Raw genomic sequence first — 12,988 nt, forward strand, 5'->3', positions numbered from 1 at the left:
ATTATTAAATAGAATAATAAAAATGACTGGCTTTGTATTCCATTAACATCGCCAGTCATTTTTATAGTTAATTTGCATTATATTAAAATTACGAACTTGCTAAGCTAATTAATTTTAATGATTACTTATATTTAAAGTATTAATAAATTTTTCCCTATCTAAAGGAGTTTGAAAACAAGAACATGGAATAAGGGCAGATATATTACCTTTGTTATTAATAATGACAATAATACTATCTTCTTCAAAAAATTTACTTACATTGCTAAGATTTGTTTTTTTTATATTATCCTCAAAAGAATATATAATACTATTTTCTTCAATTTTTAAGCTCTGCCAACCTAGTATATCAGGATTTTTATTTACTTTATTTTTTACTAATCTAAGTCGTTTTTTATGTAATTGTTCAGGACTTAGTCCCCAAAACAATAATAAGACTATTAATCCTGCTAACACACCAAAAACTAAGAATGCTTTAAACCCATAAATAACAAAATATATAATACTCATTATTAGCCATGATCCAACAATAACTTTTTTAATCAACTTTAAGACATGAGTATTTTTCTCATCAAATTCCGATATAAACTTTAAAGCAGTTGCATATTCTTCTAGTGTTAATTTGAAATTGTATTCCATTTTTCTATCCTCCTATATCAATTCAATATATCTATTTTCCTTAAGTATATATTAAATGTACTTAGGAGAAATAGGTATCTTAACAAGTGCTTTGTTTAACAAATCCATTTAATAAAAGTATCAAAACTAGAGTCATAATTATATTGCTCTATTTTTGTATAATTAATATAAAAAAATAATTATGAAAATAATAAAAATTATACTTAAGAATAATTTTCTGAAAATTCTATAAAAGGTATTATTATACTAAATAATACTTTTCAGGAAGGATAATTTTATTTATGTCATTTAAATATAGGGTATATGGGTTAAATATAGAATCAGAAATTGAACTAGAAGAACTTGTAAAAATAGAGGACAATCAATGTAACCAAATAGATGTAAAAATAATATATGGAAAAACTAATAATAAAATAAAAAATCAAGTAAAAAGCAATTCATGGATAGGTACAGATATAAATGATATATGTGTATACACTAAAGACATTGCAATATATCAAATAAAAAATGGTAACACCATAATAATAGAACCATTAAAAGATAAGGATAATGAAAGAATAAAATCATTTTTATTAGGATGGTCATTTGGAATATTGTTAATTCAAAGAAAAACCATAGCACTACATGGATCAGCCATATCAAAAGGAGATAAAGCTATTATAATATCAGGCAAAAGTAAAGCAGGTAAATCAACATTAGCATCAGCTTTTAATAATAAGGGATATAAGTTTTTATCAGATGATGTAGTAGCACTAGATATACTAAAGGATAGTGTACTAGCTCAACCTGCATATCCACAAAATAAGATATGCGAAGATGTTATGAAAGTATTGGGATATAATAAAAAAAACTATGAAATAAATAAAAAAGATACTGAAAGAATAAGATACAAAGTGCCAGTAAACCAAATGTTTGAACCAAAGCCATGTAAAGTACAAGCTATATTTGAAATAGTATCTAAAGATGAATATGAAAAAGTTAGTATAGAAAAAATAGAAGGCAATAAAAAAATTGACTATATGCTGAATAACATATATTTCTTTGGGGTAGAAAGTTCAATAGGAACGAGACCAGAATATTTTAAAAAAGCAATTCAATTAATCAACAGTATTCCTTTATATAAAATAAAACGACCATCAGACAAGATAACAATAGAAGAACAGATGGACTTAGTAGAAAATGAATTATCAGAATTATAAAATTATTTATATTCCTTATTAAGAAAATAAGGTTAATATAAAAATAAAACAAAAGGGATGGGGGAGATATTATGAAAGAATGGAAAAAACCTAAAATAACGTGCTTGGGAATAGGAAAAACTGAAAGTATAAGTAAAGACCCTCTAGGAATAAGGCCACTAGGAAAGGATGAGAGTAGCAGCAGTAGTAGTAGTAATAAGCCACCAAAACCACCGGGACTAGGACCATCTTAAAATATTTAAATAGTTAACAATAATTTAAATCTCACTTTATATAAAACATATAAAGTGAGATTTTTTGTGTTACACATATGTAGAAACAAATTAACCATATTACTTATAGGGCTAATACAAAAAGGAATACAAAACTACACCTGTGGGTAGTATTCGTTATCTACCTAAAAAAATATAATAATATAGGAGTTAAAACTTAAACAAAATTAATTGGAGGATAAGTGGAGGGAAGTAAATGGAAGAAACAATTGACTTAAGGGAGTATTTCGCAATAATAAAAAAGCGATTTTGGATAATTGCACTTATAGCAATAGTAGCCACAACAGTTAGTGGAATTATAAGTTATGTTAGATATGTTCCAGTATATCAAGCACAAACAACGCTAATAGTAAGTGCTGAACCAATAAATGGTACTACAGTACTTACAGGAGATCAAATGTCAGTAACACAAAAGCTAGCAGTACTATATGGAGAAGTAATCAAATCAAGAGCAGTGCTAGAACCAGTCATAAAAGATTTAAATCTAGACATGACATACAATCAACTAGCTGCATCAGTATCAGTAACACCAGTCAATGAAACACAAATAATGAACTTGATGGTACAAGATACAAATCCAGAAAGAGCCAGAGATATAGCAAATAAAATACCTGAAGTATTTGGAAAAGAAGCAAAAAGAATAACAAATGCCAATAAGGTAGAAGTAATAGATAAAGCAATACTTTCAAAAGCGCCTATAAACTCAAACAAAACAATGAACATGGTTATAGCAGCAGTACTAGGAGCAATGATAGGACTGTTTGTAATATTCTTAATAGAATATCTAGATAACAAAATAAAGACACCACAAGATATACAAAAACATTTAGAACTACCAATATTAGGAGTAATACCTGATGAAGGATTAATAAAATAGGGGGAAAGTAAAATATGCCAAAATTAATAACTATAAAAAATCCGAAATCCCCTATATCAGAAGCATATAGAGGAATAAGAACGAGCATACAATTCTCAGATCTAGACAAAGAAATGAAAGTAATAACAGTAACAAGTAGTAAACAAAACGAAGGAAAAACAACAGTAATAACTAACCTAGCAACAACATTTGCTAACTTAGACAAAAAAGTACTTGTAATAGATGGAGATCTAAGAAACCCAGGTGTACATAGAATGTTTGGAATAAGTAACTTACACGGACTTACAGATGTATTAGTAGATAATACAACTTTTGTAGACTGTGTAAACTGCACAGATACTAAAAACCTTCATGTATTAACATGTGGAGTAGTACCACCAAATCCTTCAGAAATGTTGGCATCTCAAAGGATGAAAGAATTTATAGATAATTTAAAAGATAATTATGACTATATATTCATAGATGCACCACCGATAGGAATAGTAACAGACGCTGGAGTAATATCAAGTTATTCAGATGGATGCATATTAGTAATAGGTGCAAATGAAACAGATATAGAAACAGCTAAACTAGCAAAAGAAAGACTAGATAGTGTAGGAGCAAAAATAATAGGAACAGTACTTAATAAATTTGCAGTAAAAACTAATGGACATGACTATTATGCGTACTACTATCAAGGAAGAAAATCTAAAAAAGCTAATAGAAAAATGAACAAAAAAGAAAAATCCATGGCGTAAAAAAGCCATGTAGGAGGCTTATATGCAAGTAAAAAGTGAAGTCTTAAATGAAAAAAATACATCTAAAAAAGTGATGACATGGGCTCTTGATATATGCAGTATAGTACTAGCTATGTTAATTAGCAGTCAATTATTGAAAATAGATAATTCACACATATTTAGAATGAAAAGCTTAAATACACTGATTTTATATATAGTATTTAACACATCTTTATTAGGTATTTTTAACTGTTATAAAATTTATTTTAAGTTTGATAAAGCAGGAATTATTGGAAATATTTTTACTGCATGTTTCGTAGCAATGTTACCTATATATTTAATTGATAAAACTTTTAATTTGCCTAAGTCACCATTATTTTATATTTTTAATGTACTGATTATATCAGTTTTGGCGGTTGGAACTAGATATGTATATTTATTATTTGCAGATAAATATATAAAAGTTGATAAGAGAGACAGTAATAAATAGTATAAATGGAATTTATATTATGGAGGGTAAAATGGGGGAAAGATTTAGATTTGAAAGTGAAATAGATGAATCAGCTGTAGCTATTGATATAGATAGTATACAAACAAACAACTCTATATTCTATACAGCAACTAAAAGAATAATCGATATAGTATGTTCTTTAGCAGGTCTTATATTATTATCTCCATTGTTTTTAGCAGTAGCAATACTTATTAAATTAGAAGATCCAAAAGGCAAGGTATTCTTTGCACAAGAAAGAAACGGCAGATATCCATTAACTTTTAAAATGTACAAGTTTAGAAGTATGGTACATAATGCAGAAGAACTTTTAGATGAACTTATGGATCAAAATGAACAAACAGGGCCAGTTTTCAAGATAGAAAACGATCCTAGAATAACTAATATAGGTAGATTTATAAGAAGAACAAGTATCGATGAATTGCCACAGCTATTTAATGTACTTAAAGGTGATATGAGCTTAGTTGGTCCAAGACCACCTATACCTCATGAAGTTGAGCAGTACACAGCATATCAAATGCAAAGACTTGGAGTGAAGCCAGGGCTTACTTGTATATGGCAGGTAAGTGGTAGAAATAATGTTGGATTTGATGAGTGGGTAGATATGGATGTTGAATATATACAAAATAGATGTTTGTGGCTTGATATAAAGCTGATATTTAAAACGGTGTTTGTACTGTTTGGAGATGAAAATGCATCATAGATAGGAGAGTATTGCAAATATGAAAAAAGTATTGTTTATTTCATCTGCAGGGGGTCACTTATCAGAGTTAATGCAGATGGAATATTTAATAAATAAATATGAATCTTACATAGTTACTGAAAAAACAGAAAGCACTATAAATTTAAAAAATATATATGGGAACAGGATATCGTTTCTGATTCATACATCAAGAAAACCATTTATAAAGTTTCTATTTAAATTTATATTCAATATTATTAAATCCATAATAATTTATTTTAAGTATAGGCCAGATGTTATAGTAACTACAGGAGCTAACTGTGTTATTCCAATTTGCTATATAGGTAAGATTATGAGGAGTAAAATAGTGTATATTGAGTCTTTCGCTAGAGTAGAATCTTTAAGTTTAACTGGGAAAAATTTGAAATCAATATCAGATTTATTTTTTGTCCAACATAGAGAATTGAAAGAAAAATTTCAAGATACTATATATGAAGGTAGGTTATTTTAATGATTTTTGTAACACTTGGAACCTTTGAAATGAAATTTACGAGAATATTAAATCAATTAGAAAAATTAGACCTAAAAGATAAAGTAATAATACAATCAGGTCATACACATTTTAAATCTAATAAATATCAAGTAATTAATTTTATGGGAAAAGAAGAATTTAGATATTATTTAGAAAAGGCTGATATAGTTATATGTCATGGAGGAGTTGGATCAATACTAGAGGCGATAAATTTTAAAAAAAGAGTAATTGCTATACCAAGATTAATTAAATATAATGAGCATGTTGATAATCATCAAGTAGAAATTGTAAAAAAATTTATAAAAGAAGGATATATAATTGGAACAATCAATGAAAAAAAAATAGGCGATTTGATAGAAATATCAAAGAAATTTAACTTTAAAGAATATAATAAATCATCACAAGAATTTATATGTAAATTAGACAATTATATTGAAAATATAATATAAAAGTATATAAATGAAAAGTTCTAGTGAAAAATGTGAAGATAAATATTTTGGTAGTTGGTTCCTTATTAGAGGTTAAAGAAGGAATGACAGCCTTATCTAAATTTTACTTAAATAATAACTGAAGTAGAATGTTTATAAACTTAATTAAGTAAAAACAAAATAATAAATATTATAGATTATTAAAAAATATAGATGAAATAATCAAGTTATGAATTGTTCTAAAAATTTTAAAACAATTTAAAACTAATGAGTATGTATTAAATACAGAAAGTATAACAAAATCGATAGATACATTTATAGGAGGAAAAATGAATATACTTTATCTTAATAATTCAATGCATTTGGGTGGTGATAATAAATGCATATTGAAATTATGTAAAGAATTGAAAAAAGATAATAAAATAATTGTAGCAAGCATGGGAGGCATTTTAGAGTCCGAATTAAATAATTTGGGAATTATGCATTATAAGATACATGACGTAGTAAATAAGAAGCCTAGTATAATAATATCCAATGTTTATAAATTAATAAAAATAGTTAAAGACGAAAATATAGATATAATTCATAGCCATCATAGAATGTCGGCACTTACAGCTAAGATAGTATCTAAGTTTGTAAAAGTAAAAGTTATTCATACACAACATCTATGTATAGAAGATAAATTTAGATTAACTAAGTTTGCATTAAATAGTATAAAAATAATAACAGTAAGTGAATCAGCAAAAAAAATATTGCAAACTAAATCTAAATTAAATGGAAATAGGATAACTACTATTTATAATACTATAGAAACTGAAAATGACAATAAAGTAGTAGATAAAAGATTAATTAATTTAAAGGATCAAGGATATTTTATTATAGCACAAGTAAGTAGAATAATTGATTATAAAGGTGTATATGATTTTGTAGATATAGCAAAAAAAACTGTAATAGAAAACGATAATATAAGATTTGTACTTATAGGAGATGGGCCAGAAAAAGAAAACCTAGAAAAATATATAAAAAAAGAAAGACTACAAGATTTTATAATTTTATTAGGAAGTAAAGATAATGTAATAGAACATCTAAAATATATTGACTTACTTTTATTATGCTCATATATAGAAGGATTACCATTAGCTCCAATTGAAGCATTTTCTCAAGGAATACCTGTAATTGCAACCAATATTAATGGAACAAATGAAGAAATAGTAGAAGGAATGAATGGGCACCTAGTGAATGTAAAAGATATAGATCAATTTTCAAATAGAATATTAGAGTTGTACAAAGATAGAGAAAAATTGATTGAGATGAAAATAAATTCTAAAAATATTTTTAATAAATATTTCAGTAGCGATGAATATATAAGTGAACACATAAAAATATATTGTAAAGGATAAACGTATGATAAGTATTATAATTCCCGTATATAATGTAGAAAACTATATAGAAGAGTGTTTAAAATCAATTTTTAACCAAACATACAAAAATATAGAAGTGATAATAGTAAATGATGGTTCAACTGATAGAAGTAAAAATATTATAGAAAAATTTAAATTAAAGTATAAAAATATAATATATTTAGAACAAGAGAATAAGGGTGTATCAGAAGCTAGGAATTTAGGATTAAGACATGCTAAGGGTGAATATGTTATGTATATTGATTCTGATGATTATATGGAAATAAATATGATTGAAGAAATGTATTCTAAAGCTAAAAGCTTAGATTATGATATTGTTATATGTGGTCATATAAAAAAATATGATCATAAACCTAGAAAGGATAAAATACGAGTATTTAATATAATTGAAAAAGACGTATATACTAACGAGGATATATTGGGTATGATGTTAGAATTTAAGGTTAATGGATTTGTATGGGATAAGCTATTTAAAAGACAACAACTAATTGAAAATAAATTTTATTTCCAGCCAAATATGTACTTTGAAGATTGGATTCCTGTAATGAAACAAATTTATAGTTCTAAAAAAATAGGAATTTTAAATAAACCTTTATATTATTATAGACAAAGGGAGACATCCTTAATTCATAAAAAGAATGAAAAAATATTAAATGATTACTTTTATACAATAAATAGTATATATGAGTACATAAGTAAACTGGAGTTAACATTTAGAGGGGAGCAGATTAAAGTTTTTTATACAAATACATTATATACTTTAATAAGATATTATTACTTATACTATTATAATAGTAAGAAAGATCTAAAACAACTATATTCATTCTTTAAAAGATCAAAGTATAATGAGTGGAATAAAAGATGTAAACATATTTTTATTATAAATAAATCAGACAAAATAGTATTGGTGAAAATATTACTATGGAAAATGAAAGTTTTTCATATGGTATATCCAAAGTAAATTTATGAGATAAGGAGTGTGGTTATATGATCTCTGTTATAATTCCAACGTTTAATAGGTCAACTGTAATAGAAAGGTCAATAAGAAGTGTACTAAATCAGTCTATTGGTGACTTAGAGATTATAGTTGTAGACGATAATTCAAATGATAATACAGAAGATATAGTAAAAAGCATACAGGATGATAGAATTAAATTTGTTAAACTAGAACAAAACAAAGGTGCTTGCTATGCTAGGAATGAAGGAATAAAAAGAGCTTCTGGTAGATATATAGCTTTTCAAGATAGTGATGATGAGTGGTATATAAATAAGCTTGAAATACAGCTGAAATATTTAGAAAAAAAGAAGTTAGATGTTGTAGCTTGTAAAGTATTGATTAAAAGTGAAGATAGAGAATATGTGTTTCCTAAGAACATAAATGTAGACTCTTCAAATATATATATGGACAATTTTATAACAACTCAAACTATTCTTGCAAAAAAAGAATGCTTGATTAATGAACCTTTTGATAATGATTTGCCTAGGTTCCAAGATTGGGATCTTGCAATTAGATTGGTTAATAAATATAAGGTAGAAGTAATAGATAAAGTATTGGTTAATGTATATCATCAAGAGAATAGTATAAGTAAAAGTAGGGAAAAAGCTATAGAGGCATTAGAAATTTTTTTAGATAAACATAGTAAAAATAATAAAATAGAATCAAAATTTTTAAGGTCTATAGGTGTATACAATATGAGCTTAAACAGGAAGTATAAACGTTATTTTATCAAATCTTTTTTTAAAAATCCATTAAATATAAAATCATTTTTAGATTTTATCCTATCTTTATTAAATCTTAACAAGTTGCACTGTAAGATATATAAACAGACAGGAAAAATATAAATGACTAATAAAAAGCTTAATATAGATATAAAAAATATATTTATATTTTTTATAATAACGTTGTTTATATTTCCACAAGAAATTAGAAGTGGAATATTAGGTGGAAAATTTGGAACTGTAAATTTTATTGCTGTAATAACTATAGGTATATTATTTCTTAAGTACATAAAAAATATAAATAAAATATATTTTGCATTTTGGTATATAACAATACTAATTTATCTATTTACAGCTAGTTTATATGAAGTAGATTTAGGTAGGATAATAAAGTGTATATTGATTTATTTTATGCCTTTATTAATTATTGGATTCGAGTTAGAAAAGAAAGATACTATAAAAATTTTGAAATTTTGGTTAAATACTATTAATTGTATAATTATAGTTATAACAGTTATAGGAATAATTGAAAAATTCTTAGGCATAAACATAATGATAGAATTATCTAAATTTATGACTCCAAGAATAAGAGATTTAGTAATGATGCAACAATCAGAAAAAATATATAGACTATATTCTTTTATGGGTCATCCATTATTTAATACACAAATGTATTTAATATTTTTTGTGATTAACAATATATATAGTTATTATATTTTAAATAATAGATGTAAATTATGGGTAGCAATTTTTAGTATAGTAGGTATATCTCTAACTGCAAGTAAAACAGGAATAGTAATGATATCATTAGCTATTGTATTATTATTTAAAGTAGATTCAAAAGTAAGCAAAATAATTATAATAGCTCTTATAATTATACTAGGAAATGAATTTAATTTATTTGATAATGTAATTACTAGATTTATGGGAGATAGTTTAACAACTGGTAGATCTGAAAAGTGGGAGTTTATCAAGTCTATGAATCAATATCCAATGAAATTTTTTACAGGATATGGAAATGGATTTGTTTTTGAACTTAATAATTATATAAATTGGGCGTCTGCTGCATTTGAGTATCCGATAAGGATGTTTGCATTTGAATTTGGAATTTTAACAATGGTACTAATATATATACCAATAATGATAATCCCAACATTTTTACTAATAAAAAGAAGACAAGTATATTTATTAATAAGTTATTATATTGTTTTTATACAAGTTAATACTTATAATGGCTTAGCATTACATGGAGATTATATGTTAATATTTTGTTTTTTTGTATTTATGATAATTAATATATCAAAAATGTTAAAAGGGGATGTTAAAAAATATGAAAATAGCTTTTTTATGCCATAATGTTTTTTCAAATGGAGGAGTTCAAAGGGTTGTTACAAATATATCTAATTTATTTATAGATATGGGATATGACGTTGATATAATTTGTACAGATAAAAAAATTTTAATAGATAGAACAAAATATCAATTAAATAATAAAGTTAAAGTTATAAATGTAGAAAGAGTTGAGGAGAAAAAAATAATATATTTATATAAAAAACTATTAAGAGGAATTAATAAGTTTACTAATATCTTAAATAGACCGATGTTTATAAAGCTACAGACTAATGTGTATTATAAAAAAAGAGAGCTAGATGAAATAGCAGATACTATAATAAGAAATAAATACCATTGTGTAATAGGATGTGAAGGGTATTACTCAGTATTCCTAGGTATAATAAAAACTAAATTAAATTGTAAAACGATAGGGTGGCAACATAGCTCATATGATGCATACTTTACATCTAAAAATAAATATTACGGAAATAGAGAAAATTTATTTAAAACTTATCTAAATCTATTGGATAAAAATATAGTATTAACTAAAAGTGATAAATTAAAATATGAAAAAAACTTAAATGTATTCTCGCAAGTAATATATAATCCATTAAGTTTTAGTAATAGAAATATAAGTAATCAGCAAAATAAAGTTATAATAGCAGCTGGAAGATTAGTATATCAAAAAGGATTTGATATGCTAATAGAAATTTTTAAGACTATTAAAGAAAATACAAAAGAAGAATGGAAATTACACATTATAGGTAGTGGAGATGAAGAAAGTAAATTACAAAACTTAATATTATGCAATAATTTAAATGATTATGTGAAAATATTTCCATTTACTAAGGATATAGAAAAATATATGCTAAGTGCTGATATTTATGCAATGACTTCTAGAAATGAAGGGTTCGGACTTGTAGTTACAGAAGCGTTGCAGTGTGGATTGCCAATAGTTACATTTGAAACTTCTGGTCCAGTAGAAATTATAGAGGGGTATGAATGTGGAACTATCGTTAAGAGATATAATAAAGATACATTTGCAGAGAAAATCCTTGATTTAATAAATGATGAGGATAAAAGGACTAAATTATCTAGAAATGCCATTAAAAGAGCTAGTATGTTTAATCCTAATATAATAATAAAAGAATGGGACAGATTAATAAAAAGTATTACATAATATTATAAATAATAAAAATAGGAGAACGTATGAACGATAATTTATTTAAAAAATTTACTGAATTTGCAATGGGAAATGGAATAGTTTTAATTTTAGGATTTATTTCTGCACCATTAATAACCAGAATTATAGCACCGGAGGAAATGGGGAGATATTCTATGTTTAATACAATATCTAATTTTATACTCCTTTTAATTCTTCTAGGCATAGATCAAGCATATGTTAGATTTTTTTATGAAGAAAAAATTGAAGATAGATCGTATTTACTTAGACAATGTATATCCTTAAACTGTAAAATAAATATAATGATATCTGTGGTATTATTAATATTTTATAAGCCGATTTCAAAGTTTATTATAGGAGAATATTCATTCAAATTAATTTTATTAATGATATTATTTATTTCATTTAGTATGCTAGGAAGATTTTCTTTACTAGTTATAAGGATGAAACAAAAAGCTAAGATATATTCAGCATTACAGGTATTGGGTAAAGTATTATACATAGCTTTTATACTGATATTTTTAAAAATTTCAAAAAATTCTTGCAATACTTTGATTCTAGCATTAGTTACGTCGAATATTTTAACTGTAATAGTATCTGTTCTAATAGAAAGAAAAGATTGGTTCACTAAGTGTAATTTAAGAACAATAAAAACTTCTCAAAAAGATATATTAAAATATGGATCACCATTATTTTTTTCTATGGCCATTACATGGATATTTCAATCAACAGATAAAATAAGTTTAAATCTATTAAGAGGATATGAAGAAGTCGGTATATATGCAGCTTCATATTCTATAGTTGCTTTGTTAAATGCATTTCAAAATACATTTACTACATTTTGGGTTCCTGTAGCTCATGAAAAGTATGTTAATGAAAATAATGCGAAACTATTTTTTATAGAAATAAATAAAATAGTTTCATTTACAATGTTAATACTAGGAATATTACTTATAACATTTAAAGATATAATAGTTTTATTGTTGGGGAGTAAATATAGTCAAGCTGTGTTTGTATTTCCATTTTTAGTGTTTAATCCAATAATGTACACTATATCAGAAACAACAGTAATAGGAATTGGATTTATGAAAAAAAGTGTCTATCATATTTATGTAGCTTTAATTTCGGCATTTTCTAATATAATTGGAAATATATTATTAGTTCCACAACTGGGAGCTAAGGGTGCTGCAATATCAACAGGTATATCTTATATTATATTTTTCTTAATGAGAACTTCTTTATCTAAGCGGGTTTATAATGTAAATTATTCATTAAATCAGTTTTATGTATCTAGTATAATGCTATCGATTTTAGCTTTATATTCAACTACACATAAATTAGACCTGAATACTATAGCTATTAGTTTGATATCTACAATAATAATTTTATATCTATACAGAGATGTAGTTTTAATGATCGTTAATAAATTAAGACAATATAATAATTTTATATATAATAAGTTTTAAAAAATATAAAAAAAGGG

Annotated in this window: 15 protein-coding genes; 14 read left to right on the forward strand and 1 reads right to left on the reverse strand. The window is 25.2% G+C overall.

Annotation, left to right across the window (positions count from 1 at the left end):
• Positions 1 to 114: 114 nt before the first annotated feature.
• Positions 115 to 636, reverse strand: coding sequence for a hypothetical protein (locus BLP75_RS10085; protein ID WP_092725773.1), 522 nt, complete (start codon positions 634 to 636; stop codon positions 115 to 117).
• Positions 637 to 917: 281 nt separating this feature from the next.
• On the opposite strand from BLP75_RS10085, the gene BLP75_RS10090 reads away from it, so the two are divergent.
• The 14 genes from BLP75_RS10090 to BLP75_RS10150 all read left to right on the forward strand — a co-directional run bounded on the left by BLP75_RS10090 (position 918) and on the right by BLP75_RS10150 (position 12,971).
• Positions 918 to 1,835, forward strand: a complete 918-nt coding sequence (locus tag BLP75_RS10090) for a phosphoenolpyruvate carboxykinase (ATP) (protein ID WP_092725775.1) — start codon at positions 918 to 920, stop codon at positions 1,833 to 1,835.
• 71 nt (positions 1,836 to 1,906) lie between these two features.
• Complete coding sequence (locus tag BLP75_RS18165; RefSeq protein WP_170139062.1) at positions 1,907 to 2,068, forward strand: hypothetical protein; 162 nt, start codon at positions 1,907 to 1,909, stop codon at positions 2,066 to 2,068.
• 235 nt (positions 2,069 to 2,303) lie between these two features.
• A complete protein-coding gene (locus tag BLP75_RS10095; RefSeq protein ID WP_092725777.1) occupies positions 2,304 to 2,984 on the forward strand; it encodes a YveK family protein in 681 nt (226 codons plus the stop codon).
• Between the two features lie 14 nt (positions 2,985 to 2,998).
• Positions 2,999 to 3,721, forward strand: coding sequence for a CpsD/CapB family tyrosine-protein kinase (locus BLP75_RS10100; RefSeq protein WP_092725778.1), 723 nt, complete (start codon positions 2,999 to 3,001; stop codon positions 3,719 to 3,721).
• Between the two features lie 22 nt (positions 3,722 to 3,743).
• Entirely contained in the window at positions 3,744 to 4,190 is a 447-nt protein-coding gene (locus BLP75_RS10105; protein WP_092725780.1) for a hypothetical protein, read from the forward strand.
• Positions 4,191 to 4,221: 31 nt separating this feature from the next.
• Complete coding sequence (locus BLP75_RS10110; protein ID WP_170139063.1) at positions 4,222 to 4,911, forward strand: sugar transferase; 690 nt, start codon at positions 4,222 to 4,224, stop codon at positions 4,909 to 4,911.
• A gap of 19 nt (positions 4,912 to 4,930) precedes the next feature.
• Entirely contained in the window at positions 4,931 to 5,401 is a 471-nt protein-coding gene (pssD, locus tag BLP75_RS10115; RefSeq protein ID WP_092725784.1) for a PssD/Cps14F family polysaccharide biosynthesis glycosyltransferase, read from the forward strand.
• Complete coding sequence (gene pssE, locus BLP75_RS10120; protein ID WP_092725785.1) at positions 5,401 to 5,871, forward strand: PssE/Cps14G family polysaccharide biosynthesis glycosyltransferase; 471 nt, start codon at positions 5,401 to 5,403, stop codon at positions 5,869 to 5,871. The genes pssD and pssE overlap by 1 nt, the downstream gene beginning before the upstream one ends.
• 308 nt (positions 5,872 to 6,179) lie before the next feature.
• Positions 6,180 to 7,250 carry a glycosyltransferase family 4 protein gene (locus tag BLP75_RS10125; protein WP_092725787.1) on the forward strand — a complete coding sequence of 357 codons (1,071 nt, stop codon included), beginning with the start codon at positions 6,180 to 6,182 and terminating at the stop codon, positions 7,248 to 7,250.
• A gap of 4 nt (positions 7,251 to 7,254) precedes the next feature.
• Complete coding sequence (locus BLP75_RS10130; RefSeq protein ID WP_092725789.1) at positions 7,255 to 8,232, forward strand: glycosyltransferase family 2 protein; 978 nt, start codon at positions 7,255 to 7,257, stop codon at positions 8,230 to 8,232.
• Positions 8,233 to 8,258: 26 nt separating this feature from the next.
• A complete protein-coding gene (locus BLP75_RS10135; RefSeq protein WP_092725791.1) occupies positions 8,259 to 9,113 on the forward strand; it encodes a glycosyltransferase family 2 protein in 855 nt (284 codons plus the stop codon).
• A complete protein-coding gene (locus BLP75_RS10140) occupies positions 9,114 to 10,346 on the forward strand; it encodes a hypothetical protein (protein ID WP_092725792.1) in 1,233 nt (410 codons plus the stop codon).
• On the forward strand, positions 10,321 to 11,502 hold the full coding sequence (locus BLP75_RS10145; RefSeq protein ID WP_170139064.1) for a glycosyltransferase family 4 protein: 1,182 nt from the start codon (positions 10,321 to 10,323) through the stop codon (positions 11,500 to 11,502). Before BLP75_RS10140 ends, BLP75_RS10145 begins: the two co-directional genes overlap by 26 nt.
• Positions 11,503 to 11,531: 29 nt before the next feature.
• The gene (locus BLP75_RS10150) at positions 11,532 to 12,971 is read left to right on the forward strand and encodes a lipopolysaccharide biosynthesis protein (protein ID WP_092725795.1); all 1,440 of its coding nucleotides are present in this window, start codon (positions 11,532 to 11,534) and stop codon (positions 12,969 to 12,971) included.
• Positions 12,972 to 12,988 lie beyond the last annotated feature (17 nt).

It is taken from the genome of Romboutsia lituseburensis DSM 797 (assembly GCF_900103615.1).
In the GTDB taxonomy this organism is placed as follows: Bacteria; Bacillota; Clostridia; order Peptostreptococcales; family Peptostreptococcaceae; genus Romboutsia_F; species Romboutsia_F lituseburensis.

Coding starts and splice junctions, on each gene's coding strand:
- BLP75_RS10085 (WP_092725773.1), bottom strand. CDS start 636: ATGGAATACAATTTCAAATTAACACTAGAAGAATATGCAACTGCTTTA.
- BLP75_RS10090 (WP_092725775.1), top strand. CDS start 918: ATGTCATTTAAATATAGGGTATATGGGTTAAATATAGAATCAGAAATT.
- BLP75_RS18165 (WP_170139062.1), top strand. CDS start 1,907: ATGAAAGAATGGAAAAAACCTAAAATAACGTGCTTGGGAATAGGAAAA.
- BLP75_RS10095 (WP_092725777.1), top strand. CDS start 2,304: ATGGAAGAAACAATTGACTTAAGGGAGTATTTCGCAATAATAAAAAAG.
- BLP75_RS10100 (WP_092725778.1), top strand. CDS start 2,999: ATGCCAAAATTAATAACTATAAAAAATCCGAAATCCCCTATATCAGAA.
- BLP75_RS10105 (WP_092725780.1), top strand. CDS start 3,744: ATGCAAGTAAAAAGTGAAGTCTTAAATGAAAAAAATACATCTAAAAAA.
- BLP75_RS10110 (WP_170139063.1), top strand. CDS start 4,222: ATGGGGGAAAGATTTAGATTTGAAAGTGAAATAGATGAATCAGCTGTA.
- pssD (WP_092725784.1), top strand. CDS start 4,931: ATGAAAAAAGTATTGTTTATTTCATCTGCAGGGGGTCACTTATCAGAG.
- pssE (WP_092725785.1), top strand. CDS start 5,401: ATGATTTTTGTAACACTTGGAACCTTTGAAATGAAATTTACGAGAATA.
- BLP75_RS10125 (WP_092725787.1), top strand. CDS start 6,180: ATGAATATACTTTATCTTAATAATTCAATGCATTTGGGTGGTGATAAT.
- BLP75_RS10130 (WP_092725789.1), top strand. CDS start 7,255: ATGATAAGTATTATAATTCCCGTATATAATGTAGAAAACTATATAGAA.
- BLP75_RS10135 (WP_092725791.1), top strand. CDS start 8,259: ATGATCTCTGTTATAATTCCAACGTTTAATAGGTCAACTGTAATAGAA.
- BLP75_RS10140 (WP_092725792.1), top strand. CDS start 9,114: ATGACTAATAAAAAGCTTAATATAGATATAAAAAATATATTTATATTT.
- BLP75_RS10145 (WP_170139064.1), top strand. CDS start 10,321: ATGAAAATAGCTTTTTTATGCCATAATGTTTTTTCAAATGGAGGAGTT.
- BLP75_RS10150 (WP_092725795.1), top strand. CDS start 11,532: ATGAACGATAATTTATTTAAAAAATTTACTGAATTTGCAATGGGAAAT.